The sequence below is a fragment of the Cupriavidus gilardii genome (assembly GCF_013347325.1).
GTDB lineage: Bacteria > Pseudomonadota > Gammaproteobacteria > Burkholderiales > Burkholderiaceae > Cupriavidus > Cupriavidus gilardii.
Genome location: NZ_CP054624.1, coordinates 2,210,842 through 2,227,210, shown reverse-complemented (window position 1 = coordinate 2,227,210; position 16,369 = coordinate 2,210,842). Strand labels below are relative to the sequence as shown.

Below are 16,369 nucleotides of genomic sequence, written 5' to 3'. Positions count from 1 at the left end.
GCCGGCGTCAACGCTATATTGTTCACGCAACCGAACGTTCGGGTTGGCAACGCGTTGCAGGCGATTTGACGATGACTGAGAAGACCGTGCTGGTGACCGGGGCGAGGGGCTTCTTCGGCGGCTACGTCGTGGAGCACTATCTGGCCGCGGGCTGGCGCGTGGTCGGCCTTGGTCACGGGCTGCCGGGTTGCGCCTGCCAGGGCCGCATGGTCTGGCATCGCGCCAATGTCGCGCTCGAGAGCCTGGAGCGGCTCGAGATCGAGCCCGACCTGCTGGTGCATTGCGCCGGCAGCGGTTCGGTGTCGGCGTCGCTGCGCGATCCCTTCGGCGACCACGCGCGCACCGTCGACAGTACCGCCGCCGTCCTCGAATATGTCCGCCGACATTGCCCGAACACGCCGGTGGTCTATCCGTCCAGCGCAGCCGTCTATGGCGACGCCGCGCATTGCCCGGCCCGCGAAGGGGGCACGGTGCCATTGCGGCCCGCCTCACCCTACGGCGCGCACAAGCTGATGGCCGAACAGTTGTGCGCATCGTATGGCGCGCACTTCGGCGTGCCGGTCGCGGTGGTCCGCTTCTTCTCGTTGTATGGAGAGGGCCAGCGCAAGCAATTGCTGTGGGACGCCTGCCGCAAGATCCGTCAGCGCGACGACCTCTATGGCGGCACGGGCGAGGAGAGCCGCGACTGGCTGCATGCCGAGGATGCGGCGCGCCTGGTGGCCGCGGTGGCGCCGCATGCCTCGCCGGCGTGCGCGGTCTACAACGGGGCAAGCGGCACGGCCACCACGGTCGGGCAGGTACTGGCGCTGCTGTATCGCGAGCTGGCGCCCGCGCGTCATCCGCGGTTTTCGCGCGAGGCGCGCCATGGCGATCCCTGCGACCAGCGTGCCGATATCGGCCATACGCTGAGCACCGGCTGGGCCCCCCAAATCCGGCTGGAAGAGGGCGTGCAGCGCTTTGCGCGCTGGTTCGAGGCGGCCTGCGATGACTAGGGTCGGCTTCGTCTTTGCCTTCCAGGATCGTGGCTGGCTCGGCGGCATCAGTTACTTCCGCAACCTGCTGTGGGCGTTGCACACGCTGCCCGAACGGACCATCGATCCGGTGATCCTGACCGGCGCGCGTACGCCGGCGTATCTGCTCGATGGCATGCCGCCGCTGCCGGTCCACCGCACGGGCCTGCTCGACCGCCGCCATCCGTGGTGGTACATGCGCAAGGCATGCCAGGCGGCCAGCGGCACCGACCTGATGCTGGCGCGCTATCTGGTCCGCAAGGGCATCGCGGTGCTGTCGCACCACAACCCGCTCGGTCCGCGCGCCGGCGTGCCGACGCTCGGCTGGATCCCGGATTTCCAGCATCTGCATCTGCCCGAGATGTTCTCGGCCGAAGAGATCGCGATGCGCGATCGCCTGTTCGCCTCCTTGTGCGAGGGCTCGGCGCGGATACTGGTCAGCAGCCACGCCGCGTGCCGTGACCTGCAGCGCTGCTTTCCGGCGCAGGCGCATCGCGCCCGCGTGCTGCAGTTCGTCGCCAACATCAATCCGCTGGCACCGGCGCCGCCGGTGTCCGAACTGGAACGCCGCTACGACTTTCACGGCCCCTACTTTCACTTGCCGAACCAGCTGTGGCAGCACAAGAACCACGGCATCGTGGTCGAGGCGCTGCGCCTGCTGCGTCGGCGCGGGATCGACGCGCTGGTGCTGTCCACCGGCCAGACCGCGGACCATCGCAAGCCCGGCTATGGCCAGCGGTTGTTCCGAAGCGTCGAGGAGGCCGGGCTGCAACGGCATTTCCGTTTCCTCGGCGTGGTGCCCCACGGCGATCTGACCGGCCTGATGCGCGGCGCGGCCGCGCTGATCAATCCGTCGCGCTTCGAAGGATGGAGCACCACGGTGGAGGAGGCCAAGTCGCTGGACAAGCCGATCCTGCTGTCCGATATCGAGGTGCATCGGGAACAGGCACCGCCGCGCGGCGTCTATTTCGCGCCGGACGATGCGCCGGCCCTGGCCGACGCCATGGCGCAGGTCCTTGCCGGGCCGGCGGCGCCGGAACGGGACGCCGAACAGGCGCGCGTTGCGCGCGACGACCTGGTACGGCGCCGTCGGCGCTTCGCCGAGACCTACCAGCAGATCGTGATGGACCTGGTTGGCTGAGCGCAGTACCGCGCTGCGCGTCGCCGATCAGCGTCCCTGCGGCTTGCGCTTGCCGATCGGCCTTGCCGGCGTGCCGCCGTAGACGGTCCACGCGGTCGGCAGCGGCTTGGTGACCACCGAGCGCGGCGCGACCACCGCGCCTTCGGGCACCGACACGCCGGGCGCGACGAAGCACTCGGCGCAGATCCATACCCGCGGGGCGAGCGTGATCGGAAACGCGATCAGCTGGAAGTTCGGGCTGTTGTAGTCGTGGGAACCGGTGCACAGATGCGCGCCTTGCGACACCACGCAGTACTCGCCGATGTCGATCCGTTCGATGTTGTACAGCGTGACGCCGTCGGCCACGCCGGCATTGTTGCCGATGCGCAGATTCCACGGCGCCCAGATCCGCACGCCGGGATAGACATGGACATGCCGCCCAAGCTGTGCGCCGAACAGCCGCAGCAGCGCGGCGCGCCACGCATGCGCGGGCCGCGGGCTGGGGCGGAACAGCAACAGCCAGACCCAGTTCCAGATCTGCCGCTGCACGCGGTTCCCCAGCGAAAACGAGGGGCCCATGGTCGGATCGTCTTGCGTAATCAGCATCGGCTGTCCCGGTCAGCGCACGGCGCGCACGGCACGATGGTGAGCCGGCGCACGCCGCCGGTCGGTGCGGCCGGTCACAGACCCCGCGCCATGCGCGCCGCGAAGGTGGCCTGGAATGGGACTTGCACGAACGGTGGATCCAACCGGAGGGCATTCATGCGGATCCATCATCTGAACTGCATCTCGACCTGTCCGCTCGGCGGGCGCCTGATGGACGGGCGTTCGCGCTCGATCCTCGAGCGCGGCGAACTGGCCTGCCACTGCCTGCTCGTCGAGTTGCCGGAGTGCCTGGTGCTGGTCGATACCGGCCTGGGCCGGCGCGACGTGCAGGATCCGCGCTCGCGCCTGAGCGCCTTCTTCCTGACGCTGCTGCGGCCCGATTTCCGCGACGAGATGACGGCCTATCGGCAGGTGGAGGCGCTGGGCTTCGATCCGCGTGACGTACGGCATATCGTGCTGACGCATCTGGACTTCGACCATGCCGGCGGCCTCGACGACTTTCCTTGGGCCACCGTGCACCTGATGGCCGCCGAACGCGACTATGCGCGGCTGCAACGTACGTGGCTGGACCGCCAGCGCTTTCGCCCGCAGCAGTGGTCGACGCAGGAGCGCTGGCGCGCCTACGCGCCGGACGCCGGCGAGCGCTGGTACGGCTTCGACCAGGTGCGCACGCTCGACGGCCTGCCGCCCGAGATGGCGTTGGTTGCATTGCCGGGCCACACCTTCGGCCACGCGGGCATTGCGGTACAGGCGCAGGGCGAGTGGCTGCTGCAGGCCGGCGACGCCTATTTCCATCACGGCGAACTCGACCCGGTGCGGCCGTACTGCACGCCAGGGCTGCGCTTCTATCAATGGATGATGGAAAAGGACCGCGAGGCGCGGCTGGCCACGCAACGGCATCTGCGCGAACTGAAGGAACGGCGCGATGGCCACATGACGGTCTGCTGCGGCCACGACATGGTCGAGTTCGAACGGTTGGCGCGGCGCTCGGCCCGCGTGCCGGCCAGCGCGTTCGCCACCGCGCCGTGATCCACGGGGAAGCGTTCGCCGATACGCGGGGCGTGCCGGCCCCAAATATGCAAGTCCGTGGAGCAAATTCTGCAAGCATGCCGCGCGGCGCGGCGTCCGCATGTCGCGGATCGTGCCCACATGCCGGCATGCGGCTTGCGTGAAGAGGGGGATTGGAGATCGCGCAGAGATCGCGTGGGTCGCCACGTCGACAATCAGGAGGGACAGCATGAAACCACGACATCTGCTGGTGGTGGCCGCATCCTGCCTCGCGCTGGCCAGCCAGCTTGCGATGGCGCAGGGCCGCTCGAGCGGCGGCAGCGGCAAGGCCGGATCGACCGGCATGAGCGATGGCGCCAGCGCGCAGGGCAACACGGGCACGGGCGCGACATCGTCGGGAACCGGCGCCGGAGCCGGTGCAGCGACCGGCACGGCGGGCGGCGCCAGCGGTCCCCTCAGCGGCGGTGCGCGCGGCGCGGTCGGTCCCGGGCAGGGCGCGCAGTCGAACACGCAAGGAAGCGGGCAAGGTGGTGTCCAGAGTGGCGCTCAGGGTGGCGCACAAGCCGGCGCCGGCGATTCGCGTCAATCCCGCGCCGGCGATGTCGAGCATGGCGGCAGTCCCACCACCGGATCGCCGTCCGGCGGACGTCAGCCGCCCGGCAGCGCGAAGGCAGCGCCCGGCGGCGGGGGGACGGCGAACACCGCGGGCAATACCGCGGGCAATACGGCAGGCAATACCGCCGCGAACCGCGGCGGCGACGCGACCGGCGGCAAGCCGGCGACCGACTCGCGCCGTGCCAGCGGCGTGTCCGACTCGACCCAGGGCAGCAGCCGCGCCAGTGCCGGGGGCGGCAAGGCCAGCACGCCGTCCGGCGCGACCAAAGGCAGCGGTACCTCGGATCGCGGCACGGGCGGTGGCGGTGTGACCAGCGGCAGCGACCGGTAAGGCGCAGCCGCGCGATTCATCGTTCGTTGCTGACGCTTGCCGCGGGCACGCTGACCGCCGTGTGCTCGCCGCACAGGGCCTGCATCGCGGCCTCCCAGCGGCCCAGCACCGCGTCGCGGTCCAGATGGCGCTCGGCCCAGGCGCGGCCCGCCGCGCCCAGCGTGTCGCGCGTGGCCGGGTCCGCGGCCAGTTGCTCGATCGCCGCGGCCAGCGCGAGCCCATCGCCAGGCGCCACCACGCGGCCACAGCGCGCCGCCAGGCGGGCCAGCTCGGTGCCGGGATGCGCCGTCGCGATGACCGCCCTGCCGCTGGCCAGCATACCGGCCAGCTTGGACGGCAGCACCAGGTCGGCGGCATCGGCGCGCTGCGGCAGCAGATGCAGATCGGCGGCGGCCAGCAGTGCCGGAAAGCGCGAGGCCGGCTGCAGCGGCAGGAAGCGGACCTGCGGCAGCCCGGCGCAGGCCTGCTCGAGCGCGGCGCGGCCGGCGCCGTCGCCGCACAGCACGAACCAGATGTCGGGCCGGTCGCGCAGCTGGCGCGCCGCCTGCGCCAATACCTCCAGCCCTTGCTTGTTGCCCATGTTGCCCGAGTACAGCGCCACCGTCGCATCGGCCGGAATGCCGAGCCGACGCCGATAGAGGCTGCCGCGGCCGGGCCGGATCGCGCGCAGGTCGACCCAGTTCGGCAGCAGCTGGGTGCGGGCCTCCGGCGCGCCCTTGTCGCGCGCCAGCCGCAGCATCGCCTCGGAGATCGTCGACACGCGGTCGAAGCCGGCCATCGCATGGCGTTCCAGCGCAAAGGCGAGCTTGCGCAGCAACGGCTGCTTCAGCAGGCCCAGCCCGAAGGCGGCATCGACCTCGTAGTCCTGCACATGCAGCCAGGTCTTCGCGCCCGTCCAGCGCCCGAGCAGCAGCGCGGCCGGGCTGCACAGCAGCGGCGGCTCGAGCACCATCACCACGTCCGGACGCCAGCGCCATTGCGCCAGCAGGCAGGGCACGCTGCTTGCCGCGAAGCTGGCCAGATGCAGCACGCGCTTCAGGCCCGAGGGGCGGCTGGGCACCCACAGCGGCGCGCGCCATACCTGCACGCCATCGTGCTGCTCGCGCCGGTATTGCCATGCGCGATACCCGGTGCCGACACGCCAGGCGGGATAGTAGGGCGGCGCCGTGACGACGCGCACCTGGTGGCCGCGCGCGGCGAACCAGCGTGCCTGCTCGCCGGTGTACTTGCCGATGCCGGTCAGTTCGGGGGAGTAGTTCAGGCAGTACAGGAGGATCTTCATCGGCGCGCGCCGTTCTCGATGCGCGCGATCAGCGCAGCGCCACCAGCCGCGGCTGGCGTCTGGGCGGGCTTTCCAGGCGGCCGCTTTGCAGCGCGTCCCGATAGGCCAGCCGCAGGCCGTCGACCAGCGACACGGTCGGCTTCCAGCCGGTTGCCTCGATCCGGTGCGAGTTCAGCCGCTTGCGCGGCGTGCCGTCGGGTTTGCTGGTGTCGAAGCGGATCGCGCCGCGGAAGCCCACGGTGTCGGCGATCAGCTCGGCCAGCACGCGGATGCTGACCTCGTCGGGGCTGCCGACATTGAAGAAGCCCGGGGCGCCGGCGTGATTGCGGTACTCCTGCTGCGGCAGCCCCATCAGGTGCACGCAGGCCTTGCCGAGATCGTCGGCGTAGAGGAATTCCCGCAGCGGCGTGCCGGTGCCCCACACCACGACCTCGCTGGCGCCGTTCTGCTTGGCCTCGTGGAAGCGCCGCAGCAGGCCCGGAATCACGTGGCTGTTCTCGGGGTGGTAGTTGTCGCCGGGGCCGTACAGATTGGTCGGCATCGCGCAGCGGAAATCGGTGCCGTATTGCCGGTTGTAGCTCTCGCACAGCTTGATGCCGGCGATCTTGGCGATCGCATACGGCGCGTTGGTCGGCTCCAGCGCGCCGGTCAGCAGCGCCGCCTCGTCGATCGGCTGCGCGGCGAAGGCCGGATAGATGCAGCTCGAACCGAGGAACAGCAGGCGCTTGACGCCGGAGCGCCACGACTCGTGAACGACATTGGCCGCGATCATCAGGTTCTGCTGGATGAACTCGGCCGGATACGTGTTGTTCGCATGGATGCCGCCCACGCGCGCCGCGGCCAGGTAGACCTCGTCGATGCGCTGCTCGGCGAAGAACGCGCGTACCTTGGCCTGGTCGCACAGGTCCAGTTCGGCATGCGTGCGGGTGATGACGGTGATGTCGCGACGCGTGCCGAGCGCACGCACGATGGCGCCGCCGACCATGCCGCGATGGCCGGCGACGAAGATGCGGTGTGGAGGCTGATTCATGGCTGTGACACTGACTGTGGATCGGCGAAGTGGGCCACCAACGTGGCCGTCGGACGATGGGCGGGCACACCGGGCTGCACCCGGAAGGGCGTGCACTGGACGGACTCTAGCGCGCGCTCCCGCCGCCGACTGTGGGCTTGCGCACATTCGCGCAGGCCGCGTCGAACCGGTGTGCGCCATCGAACGGAAAACATGCTTACCCCCCGGCATCGTGCGGCCATGCGGGTCCATGGCCCGCACGGCATACCCGCTCACCGACTCAGAAGGCGGCCAGACCATGCAAACGACCTCGACCCTGCCGATCGGCGCCCGCACCAGCCACTCGGCCATGCTGCTGTATCTCGGGCTGGGCGCACTGTGCGCAATCAAGGTCAACGTGATCGGCGAAGTGTATGTCGGCGAGTTCGTCGCGGCTGCCTACGCGCTGGCGATGCTGTCCACGCTGCGGATCGAGCGCGCCTATGCCTCCTTCCTCGGCCTGACGCTGATGTGGGCCTTCGCGCAGGCGCTGTCGGACCTGTCCAATGGTACGCCGCTGAACTCGTCGATCAAGGGCGTGCTGGCGCCCGGCGTGTTCTTCCTGACGGTGTTCGCCATCGGCACCCACTTCAGCCAGGGCAGCTCGAAGCGGATCTGGTACTTCCTGATCGGCGCCGCGCTCAGCGAGATCGTCAACCTCAGCCGCGCACCCACCGAAGAGATGCTGTTCAACCCCTGGAAATGGGGCTATGCGATGCCGGTGCTGATGCTGCTGCTGTGCTACCTGTCGATGGCGCGTGCCGGCGCGCTGCGCATCGCGCTGTGCATCGTTGCCTATTGCGCGGTATCGGTGGTGTTCGACTTCCGCAGCGCCGCCGGCCTGCCGCTGCTGGCGCTGGCGATCTATCTGCTGCGCCGAACGTCGGTGGTGGCATGGATACGCAGCCTGACCAATACGCGCGGCGGCATTCCGCTGCTGTTCGGCGTGCTGGTGCTGGTGATCGCCTCGCTGAACGCGCTGTTCTCGATGATCTTCGCGCACGCCGGCGAGTTCAGCTTCCTGACGCCCGAAGCGGCGCACAAATATACGGTGCAGGCCACCAGCGAGCTGGGCATCCTGTTCGGCGGCCGCTCGGAGATCCTGATCTCGGTGCGCGCCTTCCTCGATGCGCCGCTGCTCGGCCACGGTTCATGGGCGGTCGACCGCAACGGCTACCAGGACGCCTACAGCGTGATGGTCTACCAGATGGGCGCGGCGCTCGACGACAAGATCGTGGTCACCGACGACACGCTGATTCCCGCGCACTCCTTCCTGATGGGCGCGCTGATCTGGAGCGGCATCGTCGGGGGCCTCTACTGGATCTGCATGCTGGCCCGCACGCTGTGGCTGTTCGTGCGCAATATGCCCACGATGCCGATCTTCTTCTATGTCGGCACCGCGCAGTTCGTCTGGGACGTGTTCTTCTCGCCGTTCTCGGCGGACCACCGCTGGGAGTCCGCGATGTTCCTCGGCATGCTGTTCGCGTGGCACCATGCCTCCCGCTATCGCCAGCTGCGGAGCGTGCGATGAAATTCAGCGTGGTCACGGTCTCGTTCAACCAGGCACGCTATCTGGAACAGGCGATCCGCTCGGTCACCAGCCAGCGCGGCTGCGAGCTCGAATACATCGTGGTGGACCCGGGATCGACCGACGGCAGCCGCGACATCATCGCGCGCCATGCGGGCTCGATCGACCGCTGCATCCTCGAGCCGGACAGCGGCCCCGCCGACGGACTGAACAAGGGCTTCGCGGCGGCGACCGGCGAGATCTTCTGCTACCTGAACTCCGACGACCTGTTCCTGCCCGAAGCGTTCGCCAAGGTGGCCGCGTATTTCCGCCGCTATCCGTCGGCCGACGTGATCTGCGGCAACGGCTACGTGATCGACGGCGAGGGCGCGCTGGTGCGGCGGGTGTACTCCGACCGCTTCGGCCTGCGCCGCGCGGCCTATGGCGCCAGCATCGCGATCCAGCCGTCGACGTTCTTCCGCGCCGAGACCTATCGCGCGGTCGGCGGTTTCAACGTCGAGAACCGCTCGAACTGGGACGGCGAACTGGTCGTCGACATGGCGCTGGCGGGAGCGACCTTCCGCAATGTGCCGGACTTCCTCAGCTGCTACCGCGTCTACGCCGAGTCGATCACCGGCTCAACGCGGCTTGCCGAGGCGCACCGGCAGTTCGAGCAGCGCATGTTCCGCAAGATTCTCGGGCGCGATCGGCGCCGCTACGATGACCTGGCATCGGCCTGGTACCGCGTGACCAAGCATCTGGCCAATCCGCGCGCGACCTATGAACGGGTGGTGCGCGGCCCCGTGTTCGGGAGGCAGTCATGATCCGGAAAGTGCTGGCGGCCGTCTCGATCGGCCTGCCCTGGCCGCTGCGGCGGCGGCTGCTGAACCGCTTCTGCGGCGCGCGCATCGATCCGAGCGCGCGCATCGGCTGGTCGCTGGTGCTGTGCGACGAGCTCGAGATGGGGCCGCACTCGCATATCGCCCATCTGACGCTGGTCAAGGGTATCCGCCGGTTGAGCCTGGGCGAGCATGCGATTCTCGGCAGCCTGAACTGGGTGTCGGGATTCCCGCAGGGGCTGACCGACTCGCCGCACTTTCGCGATGCCGCCGATCGCGATCCGGCGCTGGTGATCGCGCGGCATGCCGCGATCACCTCGCGCCATATCCTCGATTGCACCGATACGATCACGGTCGGCGCCTATTCGACGGTGGCCGGCTATCGCAGCCAGATCCTGACGCATAGCGTGTCGATCCGCGAATCGCGCCAGCGCTGCGCGCCGGTGACGATCGGCGCCTACTGCTTCGTCGGCACCGGCTCGATCCTGCTGCCCGGCGCGGCGCTGCCCGACTACAGCGTGCTGGCCGCCGGCGCGGTGCTGAACCGCAGCATGGCGGCGCCGCACATGCTGTACGGCGGCTGCCCCGCCAAGGCGGTGCAGGAACTGCCGGAAGACCTGGCGTATTTCCGCCGCGAGGAAGGGTATATCGTCTGAGGCCGCACGGCGCGCGAAGCGGCCCGACGCCGTCCGCGCGAAGGCGGGGACCCGCATGCGCGCGCGGGAATGACGCGTCGCACGGCCGCATTGCACGGCCGGCATGTCACGGCCGGCATGTCACGGCAGGCTTGTCACGGCTTCACCAGCGCCCCCGCCAACCCGTGCCGCGCAAATCCATGGATCTGCGGCAGCAGCACCAGCAGGATCAGCAGCTCGGTGGCCAGCACGCCGAACGACACCGCCGGCTGCCCGAACAGCTTGCCGCCGACCACCGCGATCAGCAGGCCCGCGACATTGGCGCCCAGATACACCAGCGACAGCCGCGCATGGTTGTTGGTCGAGGTGACCATCACCGACGCCGTGTGCCACAGCGAATTGACCACCGCGGCGGCCAGCAGCCAGCTGTAGTCGGGATGGATCGGCGAGATCTTGCCGTGCGTCCACAACTGGCAGATCCATTCGCCGGCGACGTACAGGAAGATGCCGCAGGCGGTGGCCAGGCCGACCGACGCGGTCAGCGCGTGGCGGAACAGCGCGCGCAGCGCGGTGGCGTTGCGCTGGCCATAGAGCCGGCCGATTTCGGGCGACAGCGCCTGGCTGATCAGCTGCCCGAGCTGGTAGGGGATGCGCGACAGCGTGCGCATCGCGCTGAAGTAGGCCACGAAGGCCGGCCCGAACACGAAGCCGGCGCACAGCACCATGCCCTGCATATTGAGCGCATTGCCGATCGGGAAGGCATTGAGCGCCAGCGCCGGCAGCAGCATCTCGCGCACCTCGGCGCGCGAGAAGGCCGACACGCCGACGCGCGCCCACGGGGCGAACGCCATCATGCGGCGATACATGACGATCACCAGCAGCACGCGGACGATCGCCAGCAGCGTCAGCAGCAGCAGGAAGCCGCCGTCGAACAGCAGCACGCCGGCCGCCAGCGCACCGAACTCGAGCAGCCGGAACAGGTTGAACCACATCGTGGCTTCGGCGTAGCGGCCCGCGCTCCAGAACACCCCGTGCGACAGCAGCGCCAGCATATAGGTGGAGACCTGGATCGCGATCATCAGCATCGCCAGCACCGCGGCGCCGCCGGCCAGGCCGGTCCAGCCCTGGATCGCGTTGCCGAAGGCCGCGCCGAGCAGCATCGACAGACCCGCGAGCACGGCGCCGATCGCCAGCAGCAGCACCAGCGCCGACTGGTAGCACACCACCGCGGCGCGCTGGTTGCCGGCGGCGATGCTCATGTTGATGCGGTTGACCGCCACGCCGGTGAAGCCCAGGTCGGCCAGCCCCAGATAGACCGGCACCGCGATCACCATCAGCCAGGTGCCATAGCGCTCCGGACCCCATGCCGCCAGGAACATCGGCACGCTGAGCAGCTGCGTCACGATGGTGACCGCCTGGCCCAGCGCGTTCGCGCCGATTCCGCGCAATATCCGCTCCACGCTCGCCTCTTCCGTTTGCGGCCCGGCTGCCGCGGCAGGCCCGGGCCGTCATGCCATGCGCTTATGCGTTCAAACTCGTGTCCACCGCATCATTCGTGATGGTCGTAGGCGCGAAAGCCCGCCAGCTTGCACAGCGCATCGCGCCGCGCCGCCGCGTAATCGGCACCGATCATCTCGCGCACCAGTTCGTCGAAGCTGGTGGTCGGCGACCAGCCCAGCCGCTCGCGCGCGCGGGTCGGATCGCCGAGCAGCGTGTCGACCTCGGTCGGGCGGAAGTAGCGCGGATCGACCCGCACGATCACGTCGCCGACCTTGCGCCCCGGCGCCAGCTGCTGGCGGCTGTTGTCGAGCGCGGCGATCACGCCGATCTCGTCGACGCCGCTGCCCTCGAAGCGCACGGTGATGCCGAGCTCGGCGGCGGCGCGCTGCACGAACTCGCGCACGCTGTGCTGCTCGCCGGTGGCAATGACGAAGTCCTCGGCCTGCTCCTGCTGCAGCATCATCCATTGCATCTGCACGTAGTCGCGCGCATGGCCCCAGTCGCGCAGCGACGACAGGTTGCCCAGATGCAGCGTGTCCTGCAGGCCCAGCGCGATCCGCGCGATGGCGCGCGTGATCTTGCGCGTCACGAAGGTCTCGCCGCGCAGCGGGCTCTCGTGATTGAACAGGATCCCGTTGCAGGCGTACATGCCGTACGCCTCGCGGTAGTTGACCGTGATCCAGTATGCGTAGAGCTTGGCGGCCGCATACGGGCTGCGCGGATAGAACGGCGTGGTCTCCTTCTGCGGAATCTCCTGCACCAGGCCGTACAGCTCGGAGGTCGACGCCTGGTAGAAGCGCGTGGTCTTTTCCAGGCCGAGGATGCGGATCGCCTCGAGCAGGCGCAGCGTGCCGAGCGCATCGGTATTGGCCGTGTATTCCGGCTCTTCGAACGACACCTGCACATGGCTCTGCGCGGCCAGGTTGTAGATCTCGTCCGGCTGCGATTGCTGCACCACGCGCACCATGCTCGCGGTATCGGTCATGTCGCCGTGGTGCAGGATCAGGCGGCGGTCGGGGGCCTGCGGGTCCTGGTACAGGTGGTCGATCCGCTCCGTATTGAACAGCGAGCTGCGCCGCTTGATGCCATGGACCTCGTAGCCCTTGGCCAGCAGCAGTTCGCACAGATAGGCGCCGTCCTGCCCGGTGATGCCGGTGATCAGCGCACGCTTGCGGCGCGCGCCGCCGCCGGACGTTCCCTCGTCGTGCTGCCGCGGCTGGAGTTCGAGATCGCCGGCCGCCAGCGGGCCGAGCGGTTGCAGGTCAAGTGCGCCCATAAATATCTGCCATCCTGATGATGTCGTCTTCGCCAAGGTACGAGCCGGACTGGATCTCGATCAGTTCGAGCGGGATCCGTCCGGGATTTTCGAGACTGTGGGTTTCGCCGATCGGGATATAGGTGGACTGATCCTCGGTCAGCAGGAATTCGACGTCGCCGCGGCGCACCCGCGCGGTGCCCGACACCACCACCCAGTGCTCGGCACGATGGTGATGCTTCTGCAGCGACAGCTTGGCGCCGGGTTTGACGCTGATGCGTTTGACCTGATAGCGCTGGCCGTGGTCGACGCAATCGTACGAACCCCATGGGCGGTAGATCTGGCGGTGCTGCGTCGCTTCGGATCGTCCCTGCGCACGCAGCGCCTCGACCAGCTGCTTGACGTCCTGCGCATGGTCCTTGTGGACCACCAGCACGACGTCGGGCGTCTCCACCACGATCACGCTGTCGAGCCCCGCCACGGCGACCATCCGGTGCGACGCGTGGACCAGGCAGTCGCGCGCGCCGTGCGTGACCACATTGCCGATCGCCGCGTTGTTGTCTTCGGTCTTGTCGGCCGCCTTCCATACCGCGTCCCACGAGCCGATATCGCTCCAGTCGGCGGCCAGCGGCGCCATGCGTGCGTCGCGCAGATGCTCCATGACCGCGTAGTCGATCGAATCGGACGGGCACGCCCCGAACGCATCGGCATCGAGCCGGCAGAAGTCCAGGTCCGATTTGCCGCGCGCCACGGCCTGTTCGGCGGCACGCAGGATCTCGGGCGCGAATTGCCGCAGCGCCTCGAGATAGACCGAGGCGCGGAACAGGAACATGCCGCTGTTCCAATAGCAGTTGCCCTCGCCGAGGAAGTCGGTCGCCTGTTCCAGCGAAGGCTTCTCGACAAAGCGCTTGACCGTCATCAGGCCGGTGTCGTTGGTCGGTACCGCCTTGATATAGCCGTAGCCGGTCGCGGGAAAGGTCGGCACCACGCCCAGCGTGGCGATCGCGCCGGCGGCCGCGCCTGCGCTGGCCGCCGCCACCGAGCGCGCGAAGGCGGCGTGGTCGCGCACCAGATGGTCCGACGGCAGCACCAGCAGGATCGGATCGTCGCCGCCGGCCTGGGCCTTGAGCGCGGCGACCGCGGCGGCGGGCGCGGTGTTGCGGGCATGCGGCTCGAGCAGGATCGCCGCCGGTTCGCAGCCGATCTCGCGCGCCTGTTCCGCGACGACGAAGCGATGCGCTTCATTGCTGACCAGGATCGGCGCGCCGACGCCGTCGATGCCGCGCACGCGCAGCAGCGTGTCCTGCAGCAAGGTATGGTTGCCAAGCAGACGCAGGAACTGCTTCGGATGGCCGTCGCGCGACAGCGGCCATAACCTCGAACCGGTGCCGCCGCACAGCACCACCGGTACGATTCGATTCTCGCTTGCCATGACACCTCCAATCGGCCGCTGCGCGCGTGCCGATGCGATTGGGTGAAACCGTCAGGGCAAGTGTATCGACCGCTGTGCCGCAGCAATGTTTGCTAGGCAACAGAGGTCGACGGTCCTCGTGCGGCGCTGTGAGTGGCGCGGCGATGACAAAAAAAGCCGGCACAACGGCCGGCTCTCGGTGCTCGGTGGAACGGCATTCAACGAATGCCGACACGGTTGCCGCCCCCGCGCTGGTGGGGCGGCATTCATGCACTGCGCGCTAACGGATTCGCACCCAATGGCCAGGCCGCATCACCCAGCCATGCGGCCCGCGCACCCAGCGCTCGGGCACATAGCGGTAGCCGGGGCGGGCGCGTTCCCAGTGGCCCGGTTGCCAGACATAGCGCGGACCGGCGGCGCGCCAGTAGCCCGGCACCCACACCTGTCCCCGGCGTGCGGCCGGTGGCGCTTCATGGCGCGGCGGTGGCGGTGCATCGCGCCGATAGCCGGGGTCGCGGTCGTAGCGATGGCCATCATATGCCTGGGCGGGCGACACGAATCCGAAGGCCGAGCCGGCGGCGAGGGTGGCGAGCGCGAGAATCAAGGGACGGGTCATCGGGTACTCCTGCTTCGGGAAACAAGCTTGGGTTTGCTGTGATGCGGTCCGGCCAGTCGGCGCGACCGCATTTCAATCAATAACGGTGATGGCGATGGTGATGCCCATGTCCGTGTCCATGCGGCACGACGATGCAGGCGGACAGCATGGCGGCGGTGGCGGACAGCAGCACGAGAATCGACAGCGTTCGTTTGGTTCGTTTCATCTTTGGCTCCTTGTCGGGGCGCGTTGAACATGGCTGCAATGTAGCGGCGCGCATGCTGCGGCGGACGTTGCACTTGTAAGGCTCTCTCACAGCGCCATGGGATGGCGCCGGCCGCGCCGATCGACGGCGTCGAGCGGCGTATCTCGTTGCGCGGCAAGGCTTTTTCGCCGGGATGAAAGGGTGTGCAAGCCACGCGGTGCATTGCGCGCGCGTAATGCGGCGTTACATCGGAAATGGATGCCGGCAGGACGGCGGCATGCCGTGCCTGCGGATCGGCCAGCAAACCGGCCGTGGACGCGTCAGTGCGCCGTGCCGGTGTACTCGATCTCGAGCCGGTAGGCGAGCGCCAGGAACAGCGATTGCGCCAGGCACAGCGTGCTGGTCAGCGAGCGGAAGCCGAAGGTCGCGCCATCCTGGACCTGCAGCAGCACGCTGGCGTGCTCGGCCAGCGGGCCGAGCGCGCTGTCGCTCAGCGCGACGATGCGCGCGCCCTGCGCGGCTGCGGTCCTGACGCAGGCCAGCGTTTCCTCGGCATAGGGCGCGAACGAGACCGCGATCATCACGTCGCCTGGCTGCATGGCGCGCAGCTGGCCCTGCTGCATGTGCCCAAGGCCATTGAGCCACTGGATCGGCTTGCTGGTGTGCTGCAGCGCGTAGGCCAGGTAGGCGCCGACCGGGAACGCGCGCCGCGAGGCGGCCAGCCAGATCGACGGCGCCTCGACCAGCAGCTCGACCGCTTCGCCGAAGCGCGCGCCATCGACTTCGCGCTGCAGGGCCTCGAGGCTGTCGAGGCTGCCCGCGATGACCTCGTGCGCGATGTCCGCCGGCGCGAGCGGGCCGCCCTTGCTGCCGATCAGCGCGCGCAGCCGGTCGCGATAGTCGCGATTCGGCGCCAGCTGCCGCGCCGCGGCCGCGCGGAACAGCGCCTGCATCTGCGAATAGCCCGACAGCCCGAAATGCTTGGCGAAGCGCACCATGGCCGAGGGCTGCACGCCGCAATGGCGGGCCGACTCGTTGACGCCGTCAAGCACCAGCTGTTCGCGATGGGCCTCGACGTACTGGGCGATCGCCTTCAGTTGCTTGCTCAGTTGCGGAAAGCCGGCGCGCACGGCGGCCAGGAATTGCTCGGCGTCTGCGTAGGGAAGGGATTCGCTCATCGGTAACTGGTGTCGCCGCACCGCCTCGCCGGCGGCCGCGTCATGCGGCCCATGTGGAGAGGAAGGCATTGAATTGGAATTTATTTTCTCACACAACAAAAACAGAACAAATTTTCTATTCTCGCGCTATCATCGCTTCCAGCTTCCTTCTGGTGGGTCAAGCCACCAGCCCCGGCCCCGACCCGGGACAGCGGACACAACACAAGACAGCAAGACAGAGACAG

Annotated in this window: 16 protein-coding genes; 7 read left to right on the top strand and 9 right to left on the bottom strand. The window is 68.7% G+C overall.

The window, feature by feature from the left end; all coding sequences use genetic code 11:
• Positions 1-71 precede the first annotated feature (71 nt).
• Both FOB47_RS10040 and FOB47_RS10035 read left to right on the top strand, forming a co-directional pair.
• Positions 72-992 carry an NAD-dependent epimerase/dehydratase family protein gene (locus tag FOB47_RS10040; protein ID WP_174780779.1) on the top strand — a complete coding sequence of 307 codons (921 nt, stop codon included), beginning with the start codon at positions 72-74 and terminating at the stop codon, positions 990-992.
• Positions 985-2,151 carry a glycosyltransferase family 4 protein gene (locus FOB47_RS10035; RefSeq protein ID WP_174780778.1) on the top strand — a complete coding sequence of 389 codons (1,167 nt, stop codon included), beginning with the start codon at positions 985-987 and terminating at the stop codon, positions 2,149-2,151. The genes FOB47_RS10040 and FOB47_RS10035 overlap by 8 nt, the downstream gene beginning before the upstream one ends.
• A 27-nt stretch (positions 2,152-2,178) precedes the next feature.
• On the opposite strand, the gene FOB47_RS10030 is transcribed toward FOB47_RS10035, so the two are convergent.
• Positions 2,179-2,736, bottom strand: a complete 558-nt coding sequence (locus FOB47_RS10030; RefSeq protein WP_053823283.1) for an LbetaH domain-containing protein — start codon at positions 2,734-2,736, stop codon at positions 2,179-2,181.
• 156 nt (positions 2,737-2,892) lie between these two features.
• Here FOB47_RS10030 and FOB47_RS10025 point away from each other — a divergent pair, with 156 nt between their 5' ends.
• Together FOB47_RS10025 and FOB47_RS10020 are read left to right on the top strand one after the other, a co-directional pair.
• A complete protein-coding gene (locus FOB47_RS10025; protein WP_174780777.1) occupies positions 2,893-3,765 on the top strand; it encodes an MBL fold metallo-hydrolase in 873 nt (290 codons plus the stop codon).
• 208 nt (positions 3,766-3,973) lie between these two features.
• The gene (locus FOB47_RS10020; protein WP_174780776.1) at positions 3,974-4,690 is read left to right on the top strand and encodes a hypothetical protein; all 717 of its coding nucleotides are present in this window, start codon (positions 3,974-3,976) and stop codon (positions 4,688-4,690) included.
• Positions 4,691-4,706: 16 nt separating this feature from the next.
• Here FOB47_RS10020 and FOB47_RS10015 read toward each other — a convergent pair whose 3' ends face one another.
• Both FOB47_RS10015 and FOB47_RS10010 read right to left on the bottom strand, forming a co-directional pair.
• The gene (locus tag FOB47_RS10015; RefSeq protein ID WP_174780775.1) at positions 4,707-5,972 is read right to left on the bottom strand and encodes a glycosyltransferase WbuB; all 1,266 of its coding nucleotides are present in this window, start codon (positions 5,970-5,972) and stop codon (positions 4,707-4,709) included.
• Positions 5,973-6,000: 28 nt separating this feature from the next.
• Positions 6,001-7,002: a GDP-L-fucose synthase family protein gene (locus tag FOB47_RS10010; RefSeq protein WP_053823287.1), complete on the bottom strand. Its 1,002-nt coding sequence runs from the start codon at positions 7,000-7,002 to the stop codon at positions 6,001-6,003.
• A 277-nt stretch (positions 7,003-7,279) separates the two neighbouring features.
• Between FOB47_RS10010 and FOB47_RS10005 the strand changes: the two genes are divergently transcribed.
• The 3 genes from FOB47_RS10005 to FOB47_RS09995 are packed head-to-tail and all read left to right on the top strand — an operon-like array spanning position 7,280 to position 10,022.
• The gene (locus FOB47_RS10005; protein ID WP_144425911.1) at positions 7,280-8,551 is read left to right on the top strand and encodes a hypothetical protein; all 1,272 of its coding nucleotides are present in this window, start codon (positions 7,280-7,282) and stop codon (positions 8,549-8,551) included.
• Positions 8,548-9,351 (top strand): glycosyltransferase family 2 protein, encoded by an 804-nt coding sequence (locus tag FOB47_RS10000; protein WP_174780774.1) that lies wholly within the window; start codon positions 8,548-8,550, stop codon positions 9,349-9,351. Before FOB47_RS10005 ends, FOB47_RS10000 begins: the two co-directional genes overlap by 4 nt.
• Positions 9,348-10,022, top strand: coding sequence for an acyltransferase (locus FOB47_RS09995; protein ID WP_174780773.1), 675 nt, complete (start codon positions 9,348-9,350; stop codon positions 10,020-10,022). The genes FOB47_RS10000 and FOB47_RS09995 overlap by 4 nt, the downstream gene beginning before the upstream one ends.
• 134 nt (positions 10,023-10,156) lie before the next feature.
• Here the strand turns inward: FOB47_RS09995 and FOB47_RS09990 are convergent, their stop codons facing one another.
• The 6 genes from FOB47_RS09990 to FOB47_RS09970 all read right to left on the bottom strand — a co-directional run bounded on the left by FOB47_RS09990 (position 10,157) and on the right by FOB47_RS09970 (position 16,145).
• On the bottom strand, positions 10,157-11,461 hold the full coding sequence (locus tag FOB47_RS09990) for a lipopolysaccharide biosynthesis protein (RefSeq protein ID WP_174780772.1): 1,305 nt from the start codon (positions 11,459-11,461) through the stop codon (positions 10,157-10,159).
• 89 nt (positions 11,462-11,550) lie between these two features.
• Positions 11,551-12,777 carry a GDP-mannose 4,6-dehydratase gene (gmd, locus tag FOB47_RS09985; RefSeq protein WP_170265920.1) on the bottom strand — a complete coding sequence of 409 codons (1,227 nt, stop codon included), beginning with the start codon at positions 12,775-12,777 and terminating at the stop codon, positions 11,551-11,553.
• A complete protein-coding gene (locus tag FOB47_RS09980; RefSeq protein WP_174780771.1) occupies positions 12,764-14,188 on the bottom strand; it encodes a mannose-1-phosphate guanylyltransferase/mannose-6-phosphate isomerase in 1,425 nt (474 codons plus the stop codon). The genes gmd and FOB47_RS09980 overlap by 14 nt, the downstream gene beginning before the upstream one ends.
• 259 nt (positions 14,189-14,447) lie before the next feature.
• Positions 14,448-14,783 (bottom strand): YXWGXW repeat-containing protein, encoded by a 336-nt coding sequence (locus FOB47_RS09975; protein WP_174780770.1) that lies wholly within the window; start codon positions 14,781-14,783, stop codon positions 14,448-14,450.
• A gap of 76 nt (positions 14,784-14,859) precedes the next feature.
• Positions 14,860-14,988 (bottom strand): hypothetical protein, encoded by a 129-nt coding sequence (locus FOB47_RS26280; RefSeq protein WP_023263369.1) that lies wholly within the window; start codon positions 14,986-14,988, stop codon positions 14,860-14,862.
• 299 nt (positions 14,989-15,287) lie between these two features.
• Positions 15,288-16,145: a MurR/RpiR family transcriptional regulator gene (locus FOB47_RS09970; protein ID WP_244959227.1), complete on the bottom strand. Its 858-nt coding sequence runs from the start codon at positions 16,143-16,145 to the stop codon at positions 15,288-15,290.
• Positions 16,146-16,369 lie beyond the last annotated feature (224 nt).